This window comes from Marinobacter sp. B-12 (assembly GCF_056857915.1).
Genome location: NZ_JBSXOB010000035.1, coordinates 13,929 through 37,209 on the forward strand (window position 1 = coordinate 13,929; position 23,281 = coordinate 37,209).

General features: G+C 58.0%; 22 protein-coding genes. 18 read left to right on the plus strand and 4 right to left on the minus strand.

The features are described from left to right. The first annotated feature begins 1 nt into the window (after position 1). The 5 genes from AC13D2_RS04205 (at position 2) to AC13D2_RS04225 (ending at position 5,251) form a co-directional block, all read left to right on the plus strand. Positions 2 to 2,206, plus strand: coding sequence for a xanthine dehydrogenase family protein molybdopterin-binding subunit (locus AC13D2_RS04205; RefSeq protein ID WP_421910579.1), 2,205 nt, complete (start codon positions 2 to 4; stop codon positions 2,204 to 2,206). Positions 2,207 to 2,322: 116 nt separating this feature from the next. Continuing rightward, entirely contained in the window at positions 2,323 to 2,949 is a 627-nt protein-coding gene (locus AC13D2_RS04210) for a methylthioribulose 1-phosphate dehydratase (protein ID WP_292049493.1), read from the plus strand. Then, positions 2,946 to 3,506 (plus strand): 1,2-dihydroxy-3-keto-5-methylthiopentene dioxygenase, encoded by a 561-nt coding sequence (locus AC13D2_RS04215; protein ID WP_300495596.1) that lies wholly within the window; start codon positions 2,946 to 2,948, stop codon positions 3,504 to 3,506. The genes AC13D2_RS04210 and AC13D2_RS04215 overlap by 4 nt, the downstream gene beginning before the upstream one ends. Beyond that, a complete protein-coding gene (mtnC, locus tag AC13D2_RS04220) occupies positions 3,503 to 4,195 on the plus strand; it encodes an acireductone synthase (protein WP_292049491.1) in 693 nt (230 codons plus the stop codon). The genes AC13D2_RS04215 and mtnC overlap by 4 nt, the downstream gene beginning before the upstream one ends. Positions 4,196 to 4,201: 6 nt before the next feature. Continuing rightward, complete coding sequence (locus AC13D2_RS04225) at positions 4,202 to 5,251, plus strand: DUF3080 family protein (RefSeq protein ID WP_292049490.1); 1,050 nt, start codon at positions 4,202 to 4,204, stop codon at positions 5,249 to 5,251. A gap of 24 nt (positions 5,252 to 5,275) precedes the next feature. On the opposite strand, the gene tfpB is transcribed toward AC13D2_RS04225, so the two are convergent. Genes tfpB through arsC form a run of 4 tightly spaced genes read right to left on the minus strand, consistent with a single transcriptional unit; the run spans position 5,276 to position 8,463 of the window. Next, on the minus strand, positions 5,276 to 7,078 hold the full coding sequence (tfpB, locus tag AC13D2_RS04230; protein WP_300495600.1) for a type IV pilus assembly ATPase TfpB: 1,803 nt from the start codon (positions 7,076 to 7,078) through the stop codon (positions 5,276 to 5,278). A gap of 13 nt (positions 7,079 to 7,091) precedes the next feature. After that, complete coding sequence (locus AC13D2_RS04235) at positions 7,092 to 7,460, minus strand: DUF2069 domain-containing protein (protein WP_300495602.1); 369 nt, start codon at positions 7,458 to 7,460, stop codon at positions 7,092 to 7,094. 33 nt (positions 7,461 to 7,493) lie between these two features. Next, positions 7,494 to 8,096: an NAD(P)H:quinone oxidoreductase gene (wrbA, locus tag AC13D2_RS04240; protein WP_300495605.1), complete on the minus strand. Its 603-nt coding sequence runs from the start codon at positions 8,094 to 8,096 to the stop codon at positions 7,494 to 7,496. Positions 8,097 to 8,109: 13 nt separating this feature from the next. Next, entirely contained in the window at positions 8,110 to 8,463 is a 354-nt protein-coding gene (gene arsC, locus AC13D2_RS04245) for an arsenate reductase (glutaredoxin) (protein WP_292049486.1), read from the minus strand. Between the two features lie 72 nt (positions 8,464 to 8,535). Here arsC and AC13D2_RS04250 point away from each other — a divergent pair, with 72 nt between their 5' ends. The 13 genes from AC13D2_RS04250 (at position 8,536) to AC13D2_RS04310 (ending at position 23,268) form a co-directional block, all read left to right on the plus strand. After that, positions 8,536 to 9,015: a TlpA family protein disulfide reductase gene (locus AC13D2_RS04250; protein ID WP_482938250.1), complete on the plus strand. Its 480-nt coding sequence runs from the start codon at positions 8,536 to 8,538 to the stop codon at positions 9,013 to 9,015. Between the two features lie 42 nt (positions 9,016 to 9,057). Then, on the plus strand, positions 9,058 to 12,540 hold the full coding sequence (gene dnaE / locus AC13D2_RS04255) for a DNA polymerase III subunit alpha (RefSeq protein WP_300495608.1): 3,483 nt from the start codon (positions 9,058 to 9,060) through the stop codon (positions 12,538 to 12,540). Between the two features lie 176 nt (positions 12,541 to 12,716). Continuing rightward, complete coding sequence (accA, locus tag AC13D2_RS04260; RefSeq protein ID WP_292049484.1) at positions 12,717 to 13,670, plus strand: acetyl-CoA carboxylase carboxyl transferase subunit alpha; 954 nt, start codon at positions 12,717 to 12,719, stop codon at positions 13,668 to 13,670. Next, positions 13,654 to 15,015: a tRNA lysidine(34) synthetase TilS gene (gene tilS, locus AC13D2_RS04265; RefSeq protein ID WP_292049482.1), complete on the plus strand. Its 1,362-nt coding sequence runs from the start codon at positions 13,654 to 13,656 to the stop codon at positions 15,013 to 15,015. Before accA ends, tilS begins: the two co-directional genes overlap by 17 nt. 88 nt (positions 15,016 to 15,103) lie before the next feature. Next, entirely contained in the window at positions 15,104 to 16,732 is a 1,629-nt protein-coding gene (locus AC13D2_RS04270) for a CTP synthase (protein WP_292049480.1), read from the plus strand. A gap of 2 nt (positions 16,733 to 16,734) precedes the next feature. Further along, positions 16,735 to 17,580: a 3-deoxy-8-phosphooctulonate synthase gene (kdsA, locus tag AC13D2_RS04275; protein WP_482938251.1), complete on the plus strand. Its 846-nt coding sequence runs from the start codon at positions 16,735 to 16,737 to the stop codon at positions 17,578 to 17,580. A 181-nt stretch (positions 17,581 to 17,761) separates the two neighbouring features. After that, positions 17,762 to 19,057 (plus strand): phosphopyruvate hydratase, encoded by a 1,296-nt coding sequence (gene eno, locus AC13D2_RS04280; RefSeq protein ID WP_300495616.1) that lies wholly within the window; start codon positions 17,762 to 17,764, stop codon positions 19,055 to 19,057. A 183-nt stretch (positions 19,058 to 19,240) separates the two neighbouring features. Then, complete coding sequence (locus AC13D2_RS04285) at positions 19,241 to 19,513, plus strand: septum formation initiator family protein (RefSeq protein WP_300495619.1); 273 nt, start codon at positions 19,241 to 19,243, stop codon at positions 19,511 to 19,513. Between the two features lie 39 nt (positions 19,514 to 19,552). Then, entirely contained in the window at positions 19,553 to 20,251 is a 699-nt protein-coding gene (ispD, locus tag AC13D2_RS04290) for a 2-C-methyl-D-erythritol 4-phosphate cytidylyltransferase (protein ID WP_482938252.1), read from the plus strand. Positions 20,252 to 20,293: 42 nt separating this feature from the next. After that, positions 20,294 to 20,773, plus strand: coding sequence for a 2-C-methyl-D-erythritol 2,4-cyclodiphosphate synthase (ispF, locus tag AC13D2_RS04295; protein ID WP_292049472.1), 480 nt, complete (start codon positions 20,294 to 20,296; stop codon positions 20,771 to 20,773). Beyond that, positions 20,770 to 21,870: a tRNA pseudouridine(13) synthase TruD gene (gene truD, locus AC13D2_RS04300; RefSeq protein ID WP_292049470.1), complete on the plus strand. Its 1,101-nt coding sequence runs from the start codon at positions 20,770 to 20,772 to the stop codon at positions 21,868 to 21,870. The genes ispF and truD overlap by 4 nt, the downstream gene beginning before the upstream one ends. Continuing rightward, the gene (gene surE, locus AC13D2_RS04305) at positions 21,848 to 22,612 is read left to right on the plus strand and encodes a 5'/3'-nucleotidase SurE (protein ID WP_292049468.1); all 765 of its coding nucleotides are present in this window, start codon (positions 21,848 to 21,850) and stop codon (positions 22,610 to 22,612) included. The genes truD and surE overlap by 23 nt, the downstream gene beginning before the upstream one ends. Beyond that, positions 22,612 to 23,268, plus strand: a complete 657-nt coding sequence (locus AC13D2_RS04310; protein ID WP_292049467.1) for a protein-L-isoaspartate(D-aspartate) O-methyltransferase — start codon at positions 22,612 to 22,614, stop codon at positions 23,266 to 23,268. Before surE ends, AC13D2_RS04310 begins: the two co-directional genes overlap by 1 nt. Positions 23,269 to 23,281: the final 13 nt, after the last annotated feature.

Sequence of the window (23,281 nt, forward strand, 5' to 3'; positions counted from 1 at the left end):
TATGTCCATGAATCGACGCGATTTCCTTAAGGTAACCGCAGGCTCCTCTGGCGGGCTGGTCCTGTCCCTGTCGCTTCCGGGCTGTGCTGGCATCCAGACCGGTTATGATGAGCAGGATGGTAGCTGGAGACCGGACGCCTGGCTGGAGCTGACTACCGATGATCAGGTCTACTTCACCCTGGCGCGTGTTGAGATGGGGCAGGGAACCTACACTGGCCTGACCACCCTCATTGCGGAAGAGCTTGGGGTGGCGCCAGCCTCCATCAAACCGCGATTTGCCCCTGCGGCCCCGGAATACCGGAATCCCCTCTACAAACTGCAATTGACCGGCGGCAGTACCAGTCTGGCGACCAGTTGGCAGCCGCTACGATCGGCGGGAGCCTCTGCCCGCATGATGCTCGTTGCTGCCGCAGCCAGTGTCTGGGACGTCAGCCCCGCTGAGTGCCGGGCTGTCGAAGGCAGGGTAGTGCATCCGAACGGACGCGACAGCCTGGCTTACGGTCGGCTGGCGGAACTGGCGGCGAAGCAGCCGGTGCCGGAGGCTCCGTCACTCAAACCCCGTGAGGAGTGGAAGTACATCGGCAAGGAACGGGGACGCCTGGACGCCGAAGCCAAGTCCACCGGCGCGCCAATCTACGGCATTGATGTCGAACTGGAAGGCATGGTTTACGCGGTCGTGTCCCGCCCTGCGCGCTATGGCGCTCGGGTAAAATCATACGATGATACCGCCGCTCGCCGGTTATCGGGCGTGCTGGACGTGTTCGAGATCGATCGTGGCGTGGCGGTTGTGGCGGATAAATACTGGCGGGCCCGTAAGGCCCAGGACGCCCTGACGATCGAATGGGATAACGACGGCGCGTTGGATGTGTCCTCCGATCAGGTGTTCTCCTCTTACCACAAAGCCGCCGATGAAGATCCGGGGGAAAGCGAGCGCAGCGAAGGTGATTTTGATGACGCACAGCAAGGTGCGGAACGCGTGGTGGAGGCCAGTTACGAGCAGCCTTACCTTGCACACGCGACGCTGGAGCCGATGAATGCCACGGCGTGGTATCGGGACGGCGCCATTGACGTCTGGGCACCGACTCAGGCACCCGATCTTGGCCGGATCGCGGCTGCGAGGGTGACGGACCTCTCGCCCGACGAGGTGACCATTCATACCACCTTCCTCGGCGGCGGTTTTGGGCGACGCCTGACCAATGATTACATCGAGGAAGCGTCGTCTGTCGCGTACCGTATCCGCAAGCCGGTCAAGCTGATCTGGTCGCGGGAAGAGGATACCCGTCACGATGTTTATCGGCCGGCCATGCTGCACCGGATGCGGGCCAGTGTCAGCGGCGATCGCCTCACTGGCTGGCATCATCAGATTGTTGGCCCTCAGATACTGGACTGGTACGTGCGCAATGCTGCACCGGCCCAGTATCCCTGGGCTCCGAAATTCCTGTACGGCACTCTGGGTCGCGTTGGGCTGATGGCCGAGGGTATCGCGACTCCGAAGGATCATTCCGCCATCGAAGGTGCCATAGAATATCCGTATCGGGTGCCTAATCTCGACATACGTCATACCCATACAGATCCAGGGGTGCCGGTGTCCTGGTGGCGGTCCGTGGGCTTCTCTCACAACGGCTTTGCCGTTGAAACCTTTATGGATGAGCTGGCCCATGAAGTCGATCAGGACCCGTACCGGTTCCGGCGCTCATTGATTGATCACGAACCAAGACACCTGGGCGTGCTGGACAGGGTTGCCCAACTTGCCCAATGGGACAGCGCGGCACCCGAAGGACGGGCCCGTGGCGTTGCCCTGTTCCGCAGTTTTGGTACCTACGTGGCCCAGGTGGTTGAGGCCAGCGTCGAGTTTGGGGAAATCCGGGTGCACAGGGTGTTCTGTGCTGTGGATTGCGGTCAGGTGGTCAATCCGGACATTGTTCGCGACCAGATTGAGGGCGGCATCATATTTGGCCTTACGGCGGCCCTGTACGGCAACATTACCCTGGAAGACGGACAGGTCAAGCAAAGCAATTTCCACGATTACCCGCTGATGCGTCATGATCAGCGGCCCGAGGTGGTGGTGAAAATCATCGATAGCGATGAATTGCCCACCGGTGTGGGGGAGCCCGGCGTACCTCCGGTGATACCTGCTTTGGGTAATGCGCTGTTTGCACTGACCGGCAAACGCCAACGCAGCCTTCCCCTGAAAGCCACGGTATAACCCGTGGCTGTCAAAGCCGACCGGTGAGCGTTCGTCGGCCTTTGCGGGCGACACGCTCATCCTTATAATGGAAACCATCAAGCGCTGATCCGGCGTGTCTGTTCCGAGGTGACTTTTTGTTTGATGTAACCCGCTACGCCATTGCCGCGCAGTCCATCATTGATGCCGGCGAGTTTCTCTACGGCCAGGGCTGGTCGCCGGCCACCAGTAGCAACTATTCGGCGCGGATCGATGATGAGCATATTGCCGTCACGGTGTCCGGTCGACACAAAGGCAAGCTGGTGGCGGGTGATGTCATGGTGGTGGATCTTGCCGGCAACCCAATTCAGAGCGATGCCCGCTCGTCGGCTGAAACACGCTTGCATACGGTTCTTTACCAGGCCTTTCCGGACGTTGGTGCGGTGTTGCATACCCACTCCGTCAAAGCAACGGTGCTGAGCCGGCTGCTGCCCGCTGGAGAACCGCTGACATTACAGGGGTACGAGTTACAGAAGGCGTTTTCAGGGGTTGATACCCACGAGTCGCAGCTGACCGTGCCAGTGTTCGACAATACCCAGGATATTCCGGCGCTGGCGGACCAAACCAGAGATTGGTTTCGTCAGCACCCTGAACAACCCGGGTACCTGATTCGTGGGCACGGCCTTTATACCTGGGGCAGGACCATGTCAGACTGCCTGCGCCACGTCGAAGCCTTTGAATTCCTTTTCGAATGTGAGCTTGAAACCATGAGGGTCCGCCGATGACAACCTTGAGCATTTTTGACCAGAGTGTGCCCGAATCCCCCCGTGTCGTGACCGAAGACGCGGGCAAAATCGCTAACCTGTTGGCAGAGCACGGGGTTCGCTTTGAACAATGGGCTACCCGGAATCTGCCTGCGGATGCGTCATCTGACGACATTCTTGAGGCCTATTCCGGTGAGATCCAGGCGCTGAAGGCGGAATGCGGCTTCCAGGCGGCGGATGTCATCAGCCTGAACCCGGACAACCCCCAGAAAGAGGCCTTCCGCCAGAAATTTCTGGATGAGCATGTGCACAGCGAAGACGAGGTGCGTTTCTTTGTTCGCGGGCAGGGCCTGTTTTACCTGCACTTTGGTGACCAGGTGTACGCCGTTCTGTGCCAGAAAAATGACCTTATCAGCGTGCCGGATGGCACACGCCACTGGTTTGATATGGGGCCGGAGCCTGCGTTTACCTGCATCCGTCTGTTTACCAACCCGGAAGGCTGGGTGGCGGACTTCACAGGTGAAGACATTGCCAGCCGGTTGCCCCGCTACGAGCGGCTGGCGGGAGTGGCGGGATGATCCGCGTAATTTTGACGGATATCGAGGGAACCACCAGTTCGATCTCCTTTGTACATGAGGTTTTGTTTCCCTACTCGGCGGAGCATATGGCCGAGTTTGTGCGGGAAGGCGCGGCAGACAGTACTGAAATCCGTGAGCAGTTGGATGCCGTTGCCGACACCTCTGGGGTTGCCAGGGAGGATATCGACGGGCTTATTGAGGTGCTGGACACCTGGATTCGGGAAGATCGCAAGGAAACGCCTTTGAAGGCCTTGCAGGGAATGCTCTGGGAGCAGGGTTACCAGCAGGGTGCGTTCCGGGGGCACATCTACGACGATGCCGCCGAGTATCTGCAGCGCTGGCATGATCGAGGTCTGCGCCTGTTCGTCTACTCGTCCGGTTCTGTGAAGGCACAGAAGCTGATTTTCGGTTTCAGCGAAGCTGGGGATTTAACGCCGTTCTTTTCCGGTTACTTTGATACCCGTATCGGCGGTAAGAAGGAGTCAACTTCCTACAGCAACATCATCGACGAATTGGGAGTCGAACCCCGAACTGTGCTGTTTCTCTCCGATGTTGAGGCCGAACTGAAGGCTGCTGAGGACGCTGGCATGCGCACGGTCTGGCTTGTACGTGAGGGAGATTTGCCGGTCACGAAGCGGGCGGTGACCACGGACTTTTCAGGAGTCGACAGGTTTCTGCAGCAGGGTTGACCCTACATGGTGCCTGACGTCCGATACCTGATAGTGCCTTTGGTGTGCCTATACCTTGCCGGCTGCGCGCCGGACTCCGGTGTTCCAGGCATGATGGATGAGTACGTCATGGGCGTGGCCGATGCCCTGGAACTGCGTCCCGAATTTTCCGATATTGCCCCTGTCCCCCAGATTCCGCGCCGGCGGGAACGCGTTCTCGACATGCCGGGTCTGGATATGGGAATGCTCGATTTCCTTTCCCTTTACGGATGCGAGTTGCAGTACGTGGTCGGCGAAAGGAACTCAATCATGGGGCGGGTGATGCAGCCGTTGAATCGATTGCGTTATGAAACGCGTTTTATCCGTGCCGCTGAGGCCTGTATTTCGGAGACCGATGATGAGGAGATACAGGAAGAACTGGAAGAGGCCATCACCCATAAAATCGAAACGCTCCCCATTGCGGTATGGAACGCCACCTGGGGTGTGGAGGAGATTGAACGGCTGTTTACCCTGTCGCAGGGATATTATCCCGGGAGCGGCGATGACAAGGCTCTGGCGGAGTTGTCCTCCGGCGTAACGCGGGTCAACCAGACGGTCAGAGGCCTGCTGGACGGCAACACAAGTGAGCCGCTGGACTATGTGGGTGGTGTGCATCAACTCTGGCAGGCAGAACATCGTGCGGGTCAGCTATTGAACAGCGCACGATTGATGACAGTGCGGCTTGGCGACGCAACAGCTTTGCTGGCCAAGAGAGTGGAAGGAGCGCCACTTTGCTCGGGGGCGGAGTCTGAAGAGCTGCCCGGCGAGCTCGCGGAAATTTATACCGATGGTTACGGCGATGGCATTGAGGACTATCTCGACCGCATTGAGCGGGCGAAGGAGGCGCTGATCAAGCCGCTGGATACGCTTGCCGCCCAACAGTCGGAGACTATGCCTTCTGCTTTTCGTGAGTGGTATAGGCACTATCTGGATACGGGCAATGCCGACAGCGTCTGGGTGCAACTGGACCGGGCCATTTCCGCCCATAAACAGCGCTGGCGGCAGTTGCTCACTCAGTGCGAAGCGTCTCCCCAGTGAAGCTCGACCATGTCGGGCAGCACATCAACGCTGGCTTTCGGGGGTCACCCGCAGGATTTCCTCGACAGTGGTGGAACCGGCGGCCACTTTCTGCGCGCCGCTGAGCCGCAGGGATTTCATGCCATCCTTGTACGCATCCACTCTCAGTTGGTCCAGCTCGCACTGCTCGGTAATCTGCCGGATCAGGTTGCCGGACAGTTGCATGATTTCATACACGCCGGCCCGACCATAGTAACCGGTGTTCCGGCACTCAAGGCAGCCAACCGGGTGGTAGACCTGCTTGGGCATGGAGGCTTTCCACGGACGGGTCAGGCTTTGCCAGGCCTGCTCGTCCACCGGCCCTGGCGCCTTGCAGTGAGGGCACAGGGTTCTGGTTAGCCGTTGCGCCATGACGCCCAGCACCGTGGCACGAATCAGGTAGGGGGGAATGCCCAGTTCCATCAATCGGGTGATGGCGCTGGGGGCATCGTTGGTGTGCAGGGTGGACAGCACGAGGTGCCCGGTCAGAGCGGCCTGAACCGCCATTTCTGCAGTTTCCAGGTCACGGATCTCACCAATCATGATGATGTCCGGGTCCTGTCGCAGTAGCGCCCGTACGCCCGAGGCAAAGGTCAGTTCGATATTGGATTGAACCTGCATCTGGTTGAAGGCCGGCTCCACCATCTCAATCGGGTCCTCGATGGTGCAGATATTCACCTCGGGAGTGGCCAGTTGCTTGAGGGTTGAGTACAGGGTGGTGGTCTTACCGGAGCCGGTAGGGCCGGTGACCAGAACAATGCCATGAGGGTGGTCGGTAATAGCCTGCCAGCGTTCCCGGTCTTCCTTGGAAAACCCCAGTTGTTCGTAGGACTTCAGCAGCACTTCCGGATCAAAAATCCGCAACACCATTTTTTCACCAAACGCGGTTGGCATGGTGGCCAGTCGCAGTTCCACTTCGCTGTTGTCCGGCTTTCGGGTTTTGATGCGGCCATCCTGGGGGCGACGTTTTTCCGCCACGTTCAGCCTGCCGAGAATTTTCAGGCGGCTGGTAACGGCCACACCGACCTGGTCAGGAAATTCGTAGACGTTGTGCAGCACCCCGTCGATGCGAAAGCGCACCTGGGTGACATTGCGCCGAGGTTCAATGTGAATATCCGATGCGCGTTGATCGAAGGCATATTGCAGCAGCCAATCAACAATCTTGACTACGTGCTGGTCGTTGGCATCCGGGTGTTCGCTAGCCCCAAGGTCCAGCAATTGCTCGAAATTCTGGGCACCCGCGGGATTGACCGTATTGTTGCCACCGGCCTTGCTGACGGAGCTCGCCAGTTGATAGAACTCGACGGTGTAACGACGGATGTCCTCGGGGTTGGCGACCACGCGGCGGATGTCTTTTCTGACCGCCTGGCGCAGGTTGCTTTCCCAGTCACTCTTGAAGGGCTCGGTGCTGGCGATCAGCACTTCATCCTGGCCGATTTCAACCGCAAGAATGCCGTGTCGCTGGGCGAAGGCATAGGACATCACCCGGGCAATTGCGGGTGTGTCTATCTTCAGGGGGTCAATGTGGTAATAGCGTTGTTCCGCCCACTCCGCCAGCCATTGGGTCAGCCTGTCCAGATCCAGCGTGCGCCCGGTAATCTGGCTTTCCAGCCCAGCCTTGGCTACCAGTTCCAATGGGTGGCGCTGGCTGGCTGGCCCGCTACTACCTGTCTGGATGCCAATATTGGCCGAAAGGACCCGTTCGGCATCCTCCTGCGTGATCTCACCACCGGTGACCAGCGCCGTGCAGATATCCCTCAGGGTCAAGGTACTTCTATGTGGCGCGGGTGGATGAGTGCTGTCAGCCATGATGCGTTTCCTGTCAGGTTTCTGTAACGGGCTGCGGACGGTTCACCTTAAGGTGGACCATGGCCACAGTAAACAGCAGGAAGGTCAGCACCGCGATGATCAGAGGGGTAATGGCGCCCTCGCTGAGCCACGACGATACGACGTATTGGGTAAAATAGAAAATCACCACGAAACTGAGCCAGATATAACCGCGGTTGTGGCCTCGGAACACCGGTACGGCAAAGGCCAGTAGCGGGACCAGCTTTACGCTGAGCATCAGCGTGACGGAGACGCCCTCGACCTGCGCGGGGTAAAAGGTGCTGACAAGCAGGGCCGCCAGGGTGGCCAGATAAAGCAGGATGGTCAGTCGGGCGGTCATTCGGGCTTTGGGGTTGTGGAGCATTCGGTGATCCGTTGTCGTTGAGTGGCGCCGGGGTTAGCGCAATTTCATGGCGAGCCGGGCAAGGCGCTCGCCAAACGTCTGACATATGGTTTTTTCGTGGTCGTTCACTGCCTGTGGCTCTCCGGTGCCGGCCCAGTGGGATGGGCCGTAGGGGGTCCCTCCCGCGGAGGTCTCATTGAGCGCGTTTTCGGAATAGGGCACACCGCACAGCACCATGCCGTGGTGAAGTAGTGGCACCATCATCGTCAGCAGAGTGCTCTCCTGACCACCATGCAGGCTACCGGTGGAGGTAAATGCCCCAGCAGGCTTTCCGCTGAGGGTTCCGTTCAGCCACAGGTCCCCGGTGCCGTCGAGAAAGTATTTCAGCGGTGCCGCCATGTTACCAAAGCGAGTTGGGCTGCCTATGGCCAGGCCGGCGCAATTCGCCAGGTCATCCTTGCTGGCGTAGGGGGCACCGTCGTCCGGCACCCCTGGCAGGGATGCCTCGGTATCCGGCGACACGCTGGGCACGGTGCGAATCCTGGCATCCATACCCTGCACCCGGGAAACGCCCCGGGCGATCTGGGCGGCCATTTCGGCGGTTTGCCCGGTGCGGCTGTAATACAGCACCAGGATATAGGGCGAGGTGGTCGCCATTGGTTATCTCCGGTTAGAGAATATTCAGGACGTTTTCGGGCGGTCGGCCCAGGGCCACTTTGTTACCCCTGATCACGATAGGACGCTCGATCAGCTTCGGAGTTTCGACCATGGCTTTGATCAGGATCTCACGACCAAGCTCGGGGTTGTCCAGGCCCAGTTCCTTGTATTCCTTTTCCCCGGTTCTCATCAGTTCTCTGGGAGTGATGTCCAGGGCTGTAAGGATCTGTTCCAGAATTTGCTCTGTCGGTGGCGTTTCCAGGTAACGTATAATGTCGGGTTCAACACCTTGTTCGCGAAGGAGTTCAAGGGTTTGCCGAGATTTTGAACAGCGCGGATTGTGGAAAATTCGGGTTGGTTCTGTCATGGTTCTCCCTCTTCCCAGGTCAGGTTAACCGCAAGTTTGTCTGAGCGCCGTAGTCTAACAGGAGGGCACCCTGTGCAATACCCTGCAAAGTATCCTGCAACGGTGCGTTATTCCGCCGGGTTATGCAGGATCGGTATAATATTGGCCTCGTTGTTGCTGGCCGGCTGTCAGAACCATGAGTTTGAAAAGCCCGACGGAACCGTCCTGGACTGGGAGAGCCTGCGGGGACATTGGGTGTTGGTCAATTACTGGGCCGAGTGGTGCAAGCCGTGCCTGGAGGAAATTCCAGAGCTGAACAGTATCGACCGCGCCGGTGCCGTGATAGTCCTGGGCGTGAATTTTGATGATGTTCGTGGCCAGGAACTGATCGACCTGGGACGAAAAATGGGTATTGAATACAGTATGTTGGCGGAAGATCCAGGGCCGAAGTTTGGCTGGAAAACCCCCGTAGCCCTGCCCGCAACGTTTATTGTGGATCCGGATGGAAACCTCGTTGAGACCCGCTTCGGCCCACAAACTGAAGAAGACGTCAAAGAATTGATTGGTCGCTGACCTGGCCGAACCGCCATTAACCTGCAGGAAATTTCCGACGCTATGTCACAGACCTTTGTCCACCTCCGCGTGCATTCCGAATACTCCATGGTAGATGGCCTGGTGCGCGTGAAACCCCTGATCGGTCGTGTTGCAGAACTGGGTATGCCCGCTGTCGGGCTTACGGAGCAATCCAATATGTGCTCCCTTGTACGTTTCTACAAGGCGGCCATGAGCGCCGGGGTGAAGCCCATTATCGGCGCTGACCTGTGGGTCGAAAATCCCGACGAGCCTGACAATCCGTTTCGCATCACTCTGCTGGCTCGCAACAACGATGGCTACCTGAACCTGACCGAAGTGGTCTCGCTGGGGTACACAGAGGGGCAACGTTTCGGTAAGCCAATTATCCAGCGCCAGTGGCTGGAAAGCCGGACTGAAGGGCTGATTGCCCTGTCTGGGGCGCGCCTGGGAGATGTGGGCAAGGCGTTGATGTCGGGTAAGCTGGACCTTGCCAGACAGCGCGCCGAATACTGGATGAGTCTCTATCCTGGGTCGTTCTACCTGGAGCTGCAACGCACGGGCCGACCGGGGGATGAAGATTGCCTGCACCTGAGTGTTGAACTGGCGGGGGCGCTGGGCTGCCCGGTGGTGGCGACAAACGATGTCCACTTCCTCCATGCCGAAGATTTCGAAGCCCATGAGGCAAGGGTCTGCATTGGCGAGAGCCGCACCCTGGATGACCCGAGGCGGGATCGTCGTTTCAGCGACCAGCAGTATCTGCGCAGCGCCGATGAAATGATTGAATTGTTCTCTGATATCCCCGAGGCGGTTGAGAATACGGTGGAAATTGCCCGACGCTGCTCAGTCCCGGTGCGTATGGGAGAGTATTTCCTGCCGAACTACCCCATCCCTGATGGCATGACCATGGATGAGTACTTCCGCAAGGTGTCGGAAGAGGGCCTGGAAGAGCGGCTGGCGAAAACCCTTAGCAAGGACGACCCGGAGTACGACAGCAAGCGTGAAGCTTACTACAAGCGTCTGAACTTCGAGTTGGATATCATCATCCAGATGGGGTTCCCGGGGTACTTCCTGATCGTTATGGACTTCATCAAGTGGGCCAAGAATAACGGCGTGCCGGTAGGCCCTGGCCGGGGTTCCGGTGCTGGCTCCCTGGTAGCCTACGCCCAGTTGATTACCGATCTTGATCCTCTGGAATACGACCTGCTGTTCGAGCGTTTCCTGAACCCCGAACGGGTTTCGATGCCCGACTTCGACGTCGACTTCTGCATGGAGGGCCGTGATCGTGTCATCGCCTACGTGGCGGAAAAATATGGTCGGGAGGCGGTGTCCCAGATCATTACCTTCGGCACCATGGCTGCCAAGGCGGTTGTGCGGGACGTTGCCCGGGTTCAGGGCAAGTCATACGGGCTGGCGGACAAGCTCTCCAAGATGATCCCCTTTGAGCCGGGCATGACTCTGGAGAAGGCCCTGGAACAGGAACCACAGCTGGTCGAATTCCTGGAAAATGACGAGGAAGCCCAGGAAATCTGGGAGATGGCCCTGAAACTCGAGGGTGTGTGCCGAAACGCTGGCAAGCACGCCGGCGGTGTGGTGATTGCACCCACCAAGATCACCGATTTCTCGCCGCTGTACTGTGATGATGAGGGCGGTAGCCTGGTGACCCAGTTCGACAAGGGCGATGTGGAAGATGCCGGCCTGGTGAAGTTTGACTTCCTGGGGCTACGAACCCTGACCATCATCGACTGGGCCCTGAAGATGATTAATCCGCGCCTGGAGAAACAGGGCAAACCGGCGCTGGACATCAACGAAATTCCGCTGGACGACGTGCCATCGTTCGACATGCTCAAGAAGGCGGAAACCACAGCGGTGTTTCAGCTTGAATCCCGCGGCATGAAAGACCTGATCCGTCGCCTGCAACCGGACTCCCTGGAGGATATGATCGCCCTGGTGGCGTTGTTCCGTCCGGGGCCGCTGCAGTCGGGCATGGTGGATGACTTCATCGACCGGAAGCATGGCAGGCAGCCCATGTCGTTCCCGCATCCAGATTATCAGTATGAGGGATTGAAGCCCGTTCTCGAGCCCACCTATGGCGTTATCCTGTATCAGGAACAGGTCATGCAGATTGCCCAGGTCATGGCTGGCTACAGTCTCGGTAACGCCGACATGTTGCGCCGGGCCATGGGTAAGAAAAAGCCCGAGGAAATGGCCAAACAGAAGCAGTTCTTTCTCGACGGCTGTGAAAACAATGACATTAACAAAACCCTGGCGGAGAACATTTTCGACCTGGTTGAAAAGTTTGCCGGCTATGGCTTCAACAAATCCCACTCGGCTGCCTACGCGCTGGTTTCCTACCAGACACTGTGGCTGAAGGCTCATTATCCCGCTGAGTTTATGGCCGCGGTACTCACGGCGGATATGCAGAACACCGACAAGGTGGTCACGCTGGTGGAGGAGTGCCGCAGCATGGGGCTGGAGCTGCTGGTGCCGGACGTCAGCCGCTCTGAATACACCTTTACCGTCAACGATGATGGCGCCATCGTGTACGGTCTGGGCGCCATCAAGGGGCTCGGTGAGGGCCCTATTGGCAGCATTCAGGCCGGTCGCGCCGACGGTGAGCCCTACCAGGACATTTTTGATTTTTGCCGCCGGGTGGATCTGAAAAAAGTGAACAAGCGGGCCATGGAAGCCCTGATCCGTTCCGGTGCTATGGATAAGCTGGGGGCAGGGCGCGCCCAGTTGATGGCGAGCATCGACAAGGCTATCCAGCAGGCCGGCCAGCAATCTCGCAACGAGTCCGTAGGCATGACCGATATGTTCGGCGACATGCTAATGGGCGGGGAAGACGGAGACCCTTATTCCGATGTGGCGAATGTGCGGGAATGGCCCAAGAAAGAGCGACTCAAGGGCGAGAAGGATACCCTGGGCCTATACCTGACCGGCCACCCGTTCGATGAATATGAGAAAGAAGTGCGGCGGTTTGTGCGCTCATCCATTGCCGATCTTAAACCGGCTCGTCAGCCCCAGCGTGTTGCCGGTCTTGTCGTTGCGCAGCGCTCCATGAAAACCCGCACAGGGTCGACCATGGCGTTTATCACCCTGGATGATCGCAGTGCCCGCATCGAGGCTACCTTGTTTTCAGAGGCCTTTTTCGAGAATCGGGAGTTGCTTCAGTCCGACCAGGTCATTGTGGTGGAAGGCCAGGTCAGCCATGATGATTATTCTGGCCAGATGAAGATGCGCGTCAGCTCGGTGATGGACGTTGGTACGGCTCGGCAACAGTTCAGCCGTGGTCTCAAGCTCGCTATACACGCGGATCAGCTTCAGAACGGCCTGCTGGATAAACTGGACTCCACGCTCAGGCCCTTCCGTTGCGAGGGCAGTCCGGTGTGGATTGAATACAGCAGCGCTAATGCCAGCACCCGTATTGAACTGGGTGAATCGTGGCGCGTCCAGCCCGATGATGACCTATTGTTGGAGTTGAAATACCTCGTAGGCGACCAGTCGGTAGAACTGGTCTATGATTGATACTATCCGGCAAGGTTCATCCCGGGTATGGCGGGCACGTTGAAAAATTACGTTTTTGTCAGAAAGCGGACTCATACGAAGGTCCGCTTTAGCCAATGCTCGGGCGCTGCTATCTTTGTCCAAAATTCTGGTTTGGCGACACACATTCTCGCCTTGCAAGCAAATGATGGAACATCATGAACCCTAATTATCTGGATTTCGAACAACCGATTGCCGACCTGGAAGCCAAGATCGAAGAGCTTCGTATGGTGGGAAACGACACCGACATCAACATCACCGACGAGATCAGTCGGCTGCGCAAGAAAAGTGTCAGCCTGACGGAAAGCATCTTCTCGAACCTGAAACCCTGGGACGTGGCACGCTTGGCACGTCATCCCCGCCGGCCTTATACCCTCGACTATGTCGACATGATCTTTGACGACTTCGACGAGTTGCACGGTGACCGTCGTTATGCGGATGATCAGGCCATCGTGGGTGGTACAGCCCGCCTGGATGGAAAGCCGGTCATGGTAATTGGGCACCAGAAAGGTCGGGAGGTGCGCGACAAGGTAAAGCGGAATTTTGGTATGCCTCGCCCGGAAGGGTATCGTAAGGCCCTGCGGCTGATGGAAATGGCTGAGCGTTTCCGTATGCCGATCCTGACCTTTATCGATACCCCGGGCGCCTATCCCGGTATCGGGGCTGAAGAGCGCGGCCAGAGTGAAGCGATCGCCTTCAACCTTGCGGTCATGTCCCGCCTGAAGACGCCGATTATTTCCACGGTGGTGGGTGAGGGTGGCTCCGGCGGTGCCTTGGCCATCGGGGTGTGCGACCAGTTGAATATGCTTCAATATTCCACCTATGCGGTCATTTCACCCGAGGGTTGTGCCTCGATTCTGTGGAAGAGTGCGGAATACGCCTCCCAGGCGGCAGAGGCGATGGGTGTGACCGCTGATCGATTGAAGGACCTTGGGCTGGCGGACAATGTCATTACCGAGCCGCTGGGTGGAGCGCATCGCAGCCCGGAAGAAATGGCGGAATCCCTGCGTGCGACCCTGAGCAAGGGCATTGCCGAACTCAGTCGCCTGCCGGAAGACGAACTGGTGTCCCGCCGCTATGAGCGGTTGACCCGATATGACACCGGCCGGTAACCCCGGCTTCGGACAAGACTGGCCGGAAGCGCTATGTGCTCCGGTCAGGCATTTGCCTGATCATTCACACCTTCGCATTGCCCTCAGCGGCGGCATGGATTCGGTTTTGCTTCTCCATGTTGCCGCCCAGCTGTATGCCCATACTGGCCAAGTTTCTGCGGTTCACATAAATCATCAGTTACAGCCAAATGCTGATCAAACCGCGCGTTTCTGTCAGGGGATTTGTCGGCAGCTTGGTGTGTCGCTCGACAGCCGCCGGGTCACCGTCGCCGGTCGAGAATGTCCTGACATCGGCGCCAGTGGTGGTGTTGAAGAAGCCGCCCGGAATGCGCGTTACCAGGTGTTTGAGGAGATTCTGGCGCCGGGTGAGTTATTGTTGATGGCCCATCATGGTGATGACCAGGCTGAAACGGTGCTGTTTCGATTATTGCGCGGGACCGGTGTGGCGGGGCTGGGCGGTATGCCGGTGACACGCCCTCTGGGTGATGGTCGGCTGTATCGGCCACTGCTGGATTTCAGCCGCGCAGAGCTTTATGGCTGGGCAGTAGAGTATGGTATCGAGTGGATGGAAGATCCCAGTAATCTCGATGAGCGCTTTGATCGCAACTTTCTCCGTACGTCGATTTTTCCTCTCCTCAAATCACGCTGGCCGTCGCTGATCAGCCGGCTTGGCCATACTGCCCATTCGTGCCGCGAAGGGGATGAGCTAGCCGGGAAGCTGGCGGAAATCCACTTTCAGCAATGTGCCGGCCAGTCCGGTGAGCTTTATTTGAGTGCTGTCGGTGCGCTGTCTCTGGCAGAGCAGAAAAACCTGCTGCGTTGGTGGATAAGGTATTTTCATTACGAGCCTCCCGCCATTGCAGACTGGTCGCAGGTTCTGGGGGATTTTCTTTGCTCGCCGGTGGATAGGGAACCGGAGCTTCGTGGAACGGGGTTCGTGATTCGACGTTTTCAGGGTTGCCTGTATCTGGTCCCCGAGTTCACGGCATTGCCTGCCGATAAGCCAGTCCTGGTTCCAAATCAGGAGCTGTCGTGGGGCGGGTGGCGATTGACGTTGGCGCCGTCGGGTATGCGTAAAACACCGGCGCCGGAAATAAGGGTATCTACGAGGGCAGGGGGCGAACGTGTCCGCCCAGCCCCTGGTGGCCCGTCGAAATCGTTGAAGAACTGGCTTCAGGAAAAAAACGTTCCACCCTGGGAAAGGGCTCGGCTGCCGCTGCTTCTTGAGGCGGTGGGTGACCATGAAGAAGTGGTCGGAGCTGGCGACTTGTGGCTTTCCGGCAAATACTGTGGAGAGGCCCCGGCCAGTGGCTGGCGGATTGTTGTGGAGCGGGAATGTAATTGAGAAGGTGAGGCCTTTCTGGTAGTCTGGCGTCCCATCTTGAGATGACAATCTCCCTCCTTCACCGAACCAGACAAATCACGGAATCTGCATGACGCGTTATATTTTCGTCACCGGCGGTGTCGTGTCCTCCTTGGGGAAAGGTATCGCATCGGCCTCTCTGGCTGCGATCCTAGAGGCACGCGGCCTGAAGGTCACTATTCTCAAGCTGGACCCGTACATCAACGTGGACCCCGGCACCATGAGCCCGTTTCAGCACGGTGAGGTTTTTGTCACCGAAGATGGCGCGGAAACCGATCTGGACCTGGGGCACTACGAGCGGTTTATCCGCACGCCGATGTCACGCCGGAACAACTTCACTACCGGTCGTGTTTACGAGGAAGTGATTCGTAAAGAGCGCCGGGGTGACTACCTCGGTGGCACGGTTCAGGTGATTCCCCACATTACAGACGAGATCAAGCGTCGTGTGGTTGAAGGCGCTTCCGGCGCCGATGTGGCACTGATCGAAATCGGCGGCACGGTGGGCGACATTGAATCGTTGCCATTCCTTGAGGCCTGCCGCCAGTTGAAGGTGGAAGTCGGCCCGCAGCGTGCGTTGTTCATGCACCTGACCCTGGTTCCCTACATCGCCACTGCCGGTGAAATCAAAACCAAGCCTACCCAGCACTCGGTGAAGGAAATGCGTTCCATCGGCCTGCAGCCGGATATTCTGCTGTGCCGTTCGGAACACGAAGTGGACGCCAGTTCCCGTCGCAAGATCGCGCTGTTCACCAACGTAGAAGAGCGGGCGGTCATTCCGCTGCAGGACGCCAAGTCCATTTACGCCATTCCGCGCATGCTGCACGAATTTGGTCTGGATCAGCTGGTTATAGAGCGTTTCAGCCTGGAGGCCAGCCCGGCCAATTTGGGCGAATGGGATGCGGTCGTTGAATCCCTGATGAATCCGGAAGGTGAAGTTACAATTGCCATGGTCGGCAAGTACATGGAGCTATTGGACGCTTATAAGTCCTTGATTGAGTCCCTGCTCCATGCCGGTATCAAAACCCGCACCAAGGTCCGGATGAACTACATCGACTCCGAAGACATTGAGCGCGATGGTACCGGTGCGCTGGCCAGTGCCGACGCTATTCTGGTTCCCGGTGGTTTTGGCGAGCGCGGTGTCGAAGGCAAGATCCGCACGGTGCAGTACGCCCGGGAAAACAAGGTCCCGTACCTGGGTATCTGCCTGGGTATGCAGGTGGCCGTTATTGAATACGCCCGCAACGTGGCTGGCCTGAAGGACGCCCACAGCACCGAGTTCCGCGAACACACCCCGGAGCCGGTTGTAGGGCTGATCACGGAGTGGCTGGATGCCAGCGGTGAGAAAGAGGAGCGCACCGAAGAGTCCGATCTGGGCGGCACCATGCGCCTGGGCGCCCAGGACTGCGTGGTTGCTGAAGGATCCACCATCGCCAACTGTTACGGTCGTAAGACCATCCGCGAACGCCACCGTCATCGTTTCGAGGTGAACAATCATTTCTTGCCGCAGCTGGAAGGTGCCGGCCTGAGAATTTCCGGTCGTTCTACCGATGGCAAACTGGTTGAGGTTGTGGAAGTGCCTGATCATCCCTGGTTCGTGGCTTGCCAGTTCCACCCGGAATTTACTTCCACGCCTCGTGACGGCCACCCGCTGTTCAAGGGGTTTGTTGAGGCAGCTCTGGCCCGTAAAAAGGAATCCTGATTATGGCGCAGAGTACGGTGAACGTCTCGGGAATCGAGGTTGCCAACGATAAGCCGTTCGTGTTGTTTGGTGGCATGAACGTGCTGGAATCCCCTGAAATGGCGATGGAAGTGGCCGAGGCGTACGTCGAAGCCACCCGCAAACTCGGGATTCCCTACGTATTCAAAGCGTCGTTTGACAAGGCCAACCGCTCTTCCGTGCACTCCTTCCGTGGCCCCGGTCTTGAGAAGGGGCTGCAGATTCTGGCGGACATCAAAAGCAAGTTCGGTGTCCCTATTATCTCTGATGTTCACGAGCCTGAGCAGGCTGCACCCGCCGCAGAAGTTTGCAATATTATCCAATTGCCGGCTTTCCTGAGCCGGCAGACCGATCTCGTCGTCGCCATGGCGGAAACCGGTGCGGTCATCAATATCAAGAAGGCCCAGTTCCTGGCGCCACAGGAAATGAAGCACATCATTGCGAAGTGTGGAGAAGCCGGTAACGACAAGGTGATCCTGTGTGAGCGTGGCACCAGCTTCGGTTACAACAACCTTGTGGTGGATATGTTGGGCTTCGGCATTATGAAGTCCCTGAATGTGCCGGTGATGTTTGACGTCACTCACGCCTTGCAGATGCCCGGTGGTCGCGCGGATTCTGCCGGTGGCCGCCGAGCCCAGGTAACCGACCTGGCCCTGGCGGGTATGTCCCAGGGGCTTGCGGGTCTGTTCCTCGAGGCACATCCCGATCCGGATCAAGCCAAGTGCGACGGGCCCTGTGCCCTCCGCCTGAGCCAGCTTGAGCCGTTCCTGGCCCGGGTGAAGGCCGTTGATGACCTTGTGAAGAGTTTCAAACCTATTGATACCGCCTGATTGGCGGTTTTTTGCGTTCCAGAAGGACTATGGGAGTGAGCGGGAACGGCCCTACGAAAATGTGCGGAGCCATGGATGGCGGAGCCCAAGCGCACAGGGATGTGCTTGTAGCGTTTTTCGTAGGGCCGTTCCCGCTCGCTCTTACTCCCAATTTTGAAATCAAACTTGGAGACAGAGAAGAATGACCAAGATTGCCAACATTAAAGGCCGTGAAGTACTGGATTCTCGTGGGAACCCTACGGTTGAAGCGGACGTTATTCTTGAGGACGGCACCATTGGTAGTGCGTGTGCACCCTCCGGTGCGTCTACCGGTTCCCGTGAAGCTCTAGAGCTTCGAGATAAAGACGCAAATCGCTACTTGGGCAAAGGTGTTCTGAAGGCTGTCGAAGCTGTGAACACCAAAATCCGTGAAGCGCTGATTGGCAAAGATGCCGCAGACCAGCGTGCCCTGGACAACATCATGCTTGAGTTGGACGGCACTGAAAACAAAGCCAACCTGGGCGCTAACGCTATTCTGGCTGTTTCCCTGGCCGCTGCCAAAGCCGCTGCCGCGTCACTGGGCAAGCCGTTGTACGCGCATATTGCGGATCTGAATGGCACCTCCGGCAAGTACAGCATGCCTGTGCCAATGATGAACATCCTTAATGGTGGCGAGCACGCAGACAACAACGTCGATATCCAGGAATTTATGGTCCAACCGGTGGCGGCGAAGTCATTTGCCGAAGCGCTGCGCATTGGTGCGGAAATTTTCCACGCGCTGAAGAAGGTTCTTAACAGCAAGGGCCTCAACACTGCAGTGGGTGACGAAGGTGGTTTTGCACCGGATCTGCCTTCCAACGAAGGCGCCCTGGCAGTGATCCAGGAAGCGGTGGAGAAGGCCGGCTACAAGCTGGGTACCGACGTGACCCTGGCGCTGGACTGTGCGTCTTCCGAGTTCTACAAGGATGGCCAGTACCAGCTGTCCGGAGAGGGCAAGTCCTTTGATTCCGCCGGTTTCGCCGACTATCTCGCGGGCCTGTGCGAGCGTTATCCGATTGTGTCTATCGAAGACGGTATGGATGAGAGCGACTGGGACGGCTGGAAAGTGCTGACTGAGAAGCTGGGTGACAAGGTTCAGCTGGTGGGTGACGACCTGTTCGTGACCAACACCAAAATTCTCAAGCAGGGTATCGACAAGAGCGTCGGGAACTCCATCCTGATCAAATTCAACCAGATTGGTAGCTTGAGCGAAACTCTGGACGCCATCAAGATGGCCCAGGATGCGGGTTACACGGCAGTGATTTCCCACCGCTCCGGTGAAACTGAAGACACCACCATCGCCGATCTGGCCGTGGCTACCTGTGCAGGTCAGATCAAGACCGGCTCCCTGTGCCGCTCTGACCGGGTTGCCAAGTACAACCAGTTGCTTCGCATCGAGGAAGCGTTGGATGGCAAGGCTCCCTATCGTGGCCTGAGCGAGATCAAAGGCCAGGGCTGATCGCCTGTTAAGGATACCCTGTCGGCGGGATGCTGACGGGTAACAGATCCGGAAAGGTCATCGTGGTCCTCAATATATGAGGCATGATGACCTTTTTGTACAACTGGTTAGCAGAACTTGTTGCTAAACTACACTAAGGTCTATACTTACTGTCCGGTTGATGCATCGTAAACGGAATTCGCAATGAAGTTGCTCTGGTCTATCATGATTATTCTTATTCTCCTGCTACAGGTCCGCCTGTGGATCGGCGAGGGTAGTTTTGCCCAGGTATGGGGGCTGGAGAACGCCATTGCCGAGCAGCGTGAGGAGAACGCTGAGCTTGCAGTCCGCAATGAGCGTCTCTATGCGGAAGTTCGCAACCTTCGCGGCGAGAAAGGCGCGGTAGAGGAACGTGCCCGTATGAACCTGGGGCTGATCCGTAACGATGAAACCTTCTTCCTGGTGGTCGAGCAGTAACCCAGCCGCAAGCCAGGCCGATCAAAGCTGACCACGTCCATGAGTAAACCCCGCTATTGGTTGATTGTTCCCGCCGCAGGTTCCGGCCAGCGAATGAAAGCAGACTGTCCCAAACAGTATCTCAAGCTGGACCAGCAATATATCCTTGATATCACTCTCTCCAGGCTATTGGGTCATGCTGATTTTTCAGGTTGTGTGGTCGCTATTCGCGCGGACGATCCCTGGTGGCCGGAAACCATGGCCAGTTCTGATACACGTATCGATACTTGTGCCGGAGGCGCTGAGCGTGCGGATTCGGTATTGGCTGCACTTGACGCGCTGGCACATCAGGCGGGTGATGACGATTGGGTTCTGGTGCACGATGCGGCACGGCCCTGCCTGCACCCCAATGACCTCGAACGATTGCTGATCCAACTTCAGGATCATCCTGTGGGTGGCTTGCTGGCGACGCCGGTGGCCGATACGCTCAAGCTTGTGGCAAGTGACAGCAGTCAGGTGGAGACAACCATCGACCGTCGTCATCTGTGGCGCGCACTGACACCTCAAATGTTCCGTTGTGGCGCCTTGAGGCAGGCACTGAAAGCTGCCATTGCATCAGGTTACCCGGTGACCGATGAAGCCTCAGCCATGGAATACGCAGGCAATGCTCCCTGTATCGTGGAGGGGCGACCGGATAATATAAAGATTACGGTACCCGCTGATCTGGCACTGGCCGGTTTTATCCTCAGCCATCTTTAGCGGCGAGCCTGCATCGTTACTGACTGAAAAGGAAACAGCACTATGCGAATCGGGCAGGGCTTTGATGTCCATGCTTTCTGTGAGGGCGATCAAGTCGTTATTGGCGGTGTGACCATTCCGCACACTCACGCCCTAAAGGCCCATTCCGATGGGGATGTGCTTTTGCACGCCCTTGCAGATGCTCTGTTGGGTGCCGTGGCCCTCGGCGATATCGGCCACCTGTTTCCCGACACCAGTGAGGAGTGGGCGGGCGCGGACAGCCGGGACCTGTTGCGCCGCGTGATGGAGCGTGTTGCTGGTGAAGGGTTTGGTGTCGGTAACGTGGATGCCACCATTATTGCCCAGTCCCCGAAGATGGCGCCCCACATTGAGGCCATGCGGTTGACCATTGCCGAGGATCTTGCAATCCCGGCGAGCCGGGTCAGCGTCAAGGCGACGACCACCGAAAAGCTGGGCTTTACCGGCCGCGGTGAAGGCATCGCATGCCAGGCGGTTTGCCTGCTGGAACAGGTTTCATCATGACGAATGCTCAGCACGCTTCGAAAGGCTGGCGACTCGACTGGCCAACCTCATCGGGCTCTCGGGTGGCGTCGGCGCGTATCAAATCCCTCCCCGCCGATTTTTTCGTGGATGAAGATCTGTCTATGCCCGATGACTGCGACGGTGGAGGAGAACACCTGTGCCTGCGTCTGGAAAAAGTCGGGGACAACACCGACTACGTGGCGCGGCAGCTTGCTACTATTTGCGGCTGTCGGCATTTCGACGTGGGTTTTTGCGGGCTGAAGGATCGTCATGCGGTTACGCGTCAGTGGTTTAGCCTTTATCGACCGGGGCAGGAAGACGAAGATGCGACGTTCATCCAGGCGGTGGAGGAACACTGGCCGGTATTGGCAAAGCACCGCCAGGCACGAAAACTGAGGCGGGGCGATCATCGGGGTAACCGGTTTGAACTGGTGCTAAAAGAAGTGGTCGGCGATACATCGGCTATCGATGCGGCTCTGGCCCGGTTGCGGGATCTCGGATGCCCGAATTATTTCGGCTCTCAACGGTTTGGCCATGGCGGTGCTAATCTGGACAGGGCTCTGACCATGGACCCGACAACACTGAACCGTCGAGGTGGTCGCAATGTCAAAAAACGTGGGCGAGGGCGGTCAACCTCTGGCAGTCGCGACAGTAAGAACGTATTGTACTTTTCGGCGGCACGTTCGTGGTTATTCAACGAGGTGCTCGCCCATCGCGTTGAGACAGGCACCTGGCTGACACCTCTGGAGGGAGAGCCAGGCGCCTGTGAGAATCAGAACCTGATGGTGACAGGTCCTCTCTGGGGCGACGGTGGCACCGAGGCGGTATCGGTACAGGGCGAGATTGAGCGTTCTGTGGTTGCGGGGCACCCGGAGCTGGCAGCGGTGTTTTCTACAACCCGTATGAAGCCGGAACGTCGGCCGCTGAACCTGAAACCTGAAGGTCTAAAATGGGATTGGGACGGCAATGACCAGTTGCGGCTGTCATTCCGGCTTGCGCCGGGACAATACGCAACGACGTTGCTGGACGATGTATTTGATATAACGGACGCAACCACGTTTATTGGAGAAAATTGTGCGAATTCTGTTGTCCAATGATGATGGCGTTCACTCGCCTGGTCTTCAGGCCCTACACGACGGGCTCCAGGGGCTGGGCCATCTTGAAGTCGTGGCGCCGGATCGGGACCATAGCGGCGCCAGCAATGCCTTGACGTTGAGCCGCCCGCTAACGGTCGAAAATCATCCCAATGGCTTTTGCTCTGTGGACGGAACTCCGACAGACTGCGTTCACCTTGCGGTTAACGGGCTGTTTGATGAGCCGTTTGATCGCGTGGTGTCAGGCATCAATACCCACGCCAACCTCGGCGACGATATCATCTATTCCGGTACGGTGGCCGCTGCCACTGAAGGCAGAAACCTGGGATTGCCAGCAATTGCGGTATCGCTGGTGAACGAAGGCCGTTTCCACTACGAGACGGCGGCCAGGGTTGTGCGTGCGTTGCTGGAAAGCGATCAGCCGTTAACCCTTGGTCCTCGGTGCATTCTCAATGTGAACGTTCCCGATGTGCCATGGGAAGAGATTGCCGGCTTCCGCGTTACCCGGCTTGGTCATCGCGATCGGGCCGAGGGCGCGGTGCCGATGACCTGCCCCCGGGGCAAAGCCCGATACTGGATCGGTGCTGCTGGCAAGGGCAGTGACGCCGGGCCGGGGACCGATTTCAACGCGGTGCGCGAGAATTACGTTTCGATCACTCCCGTCCACGTGGATATGACGCGCCATGAGGTGCTGTCGCCACTGCGAGAATGGGTTGAGTTGCTGTCAGGACGGGAGGGACGTTAATGGTGGCAGCGATTGACGGTATTGGAATGACGTCCCGCCGAACCCGAATGCGACTGATACAAAGGCTCAGAGAAGCTGGTATAGCCGATGAGCAGGTGCTGACAGCGTTGTCCGACGTGCCGCGCCACATATTCCTGGACGAAGCGCTTTCCCACAGGGCTTACGAAGACACGGCACTGCCCATTGGCTACAGTCAGACCCTGTCCCAGCCCTATATTGTCGCGCGAATGACCGAATCCCTGATGCGCCACAAACCCCGGAAAGTGCTGGAACTGGGAACGGGGTCGGGCTACCAGACCGCGATCCTTGCCAGGCTGGTGGATCAGGTTTTCAGCGTTGAGCGCATCAAACCGCTCCAGGACCGGGCCCGCGACCGGCTTCGCCAGCTTGGCTACCGTAATACCATGCTCAAGCACGCGGACGGGGGCATGGGGTGGCCAGAGCAGGGGCCGTTTGACGGCATCATCGTTACGGCAGCGCCCCGTGAGATCCCACCGGAACTGAAAGACCAACTGGCGGATGGGGGCGTTATTGTAGCGCCGATCGGCGAGGGCACACAGATGTTGGTGGAAATGGTACGCCAGGGCGACCGTTTCGAAACCCGAGATATTGAACCGGTTCGTTTTGTGCCGCTATTGGGTGGGGTTGTACGGTGACGGCGGAACGCCC

What these genes read in the sequence shown, in the direction of transcription:
- tilS (WP_292049482.1), top strand. Translation starts at nt 13,654, where the DNA reads ATGACACCGGCCGGTAACCCCGGCTTCGGACAAGACTGGCCGGAAGCG.
- ispF (WP_292049472.1), top strand. Translation starts at nt 20,294, where the DNA reads ATGCGAATCGGGCAGGGCTTTGATGTCCATGCTTTCTGTGAGGGCGAT.
- arsC (WP_292049486.1), bottom strand. Translation starts at nt 8,463, where the DNA reads ATGACAGAACCAACCCGAATTTTCCACAATCCGCGCTGTTCAAAATCT.
- ispD (WP_482938252.1), top strand. Translation starts at nt 19,553, where the DNA reads ATGAGTAAACCCCGCTATTGGTTGATTGTTCCCGCCGCAGGTTCCGGC.
- wrbA (WP_300495605.1), bottom strand. Translation starts at nt 8,096, where the DNA reads ATGGCGACCACCTCGCCCTATATCCTGGTGCTGTATTACAGCCGCACC.
- AC13D2_RS04235 (WP_300495602.1), bottom strand. Translation starts at nt 7,460, where the DNA reads ATGCTCCACAACCCCAAAGCCCGAATGACCGCCCGACTGACCATCCTG.
- mtnC (WP_292049491.1), top strand. Translation starts at nt 3,503, where the DNA reads ATGATCCGCGTAATTTTGACGGATATCGAGGGAACCACCAGTTCGATC.
- kdsA (WP_482938251.1), top strand. Translation starts at nt 16,735, where the DNA reads ATGGCGCAGAGTACGGTGAACGTCTCGGGAATCGAGGTTGCCAACGAT.
- AC13D2_RS04270 (WP_292049480.1), top strand. Translation starts at nt 15,104, where the DNA reads ATGACGCGTTATATTTTCGTCACCGGCGGTGTCGTGTCCTCCTTGGGG.
- AC13D2_RS04310 (WP_292049467.1), top strand. Translation starts at nt 22,612, where the DNA reads ATGGTGGCAGCGATTGACGGTATTGGAATGACGTCCCGCCGAACCCGA.
- AC13D2_RS04225 (WP_292049490.1), top strand. Translation starts at nt 4,202, where the DNA reads ATGGTGCCTGACGTCCGATACCTGATAGTGCCTTTGGTGTGCCTATAC.
- AC13D2_RS04215 (WP_300495596.1), top strand. Translation starts at nt 2,946, where the DNA reads ATGACAACCTTGAGCATTTTTGACCAGAGTGTGCCCGAATCCCCCCGT.
- AC13D2_RS04205 (WP_421910579.1), top strand. Translation starts at nt 2, where the DNA reads ATGTCCATGAATCGACGCGATTTCCTTAAGGTAACCGCAGGCTCCTCT.
- accA (WP_292049484.1), top strand. Translation starts at nt 12,717, where the DNA reads ATGAACCCTAATTATCTGGATTTCGAACAACCGATTGCCGACCTGGAA.
- AC13D2_RS04285 (WP_300495619.1), top strand. Translation starts at nt 19,241, where the DNA reads ATGAAGTTGCTCTGGTCTATCATGATTATTCTTATTCTCCTGCTACAG.
- eno (WP_300495616.1), top strand. Translation starts at nt 17,762, where the DNA reads ATGACCAAGATTGCCAACATTAAAGGCCGTGAAGTACTGGATTCTCGT.
- truD (WP_292049470.1), top strand. Translation starts at nt 20,770, where the DNA reads ATGACGAATGCTCAGCACGCTTCGAAAGGCTGGCGACTCGACTGGCCA.
- dnaE (WP_300495608.1), top strand. Translation starts at nt 9,058, where the DNA reads ATGTCACAGACCTTTGTCCACCTCCGCGTGCATTCCGAATACTCCATG.
- tfpB (WP_300495600.1), bottom strand. Translation starts at nt 7,078, where the DNA reads ATGGCTGACAGCACTCATCCACCCGCGCCACATAGAAGTACCTTGACC.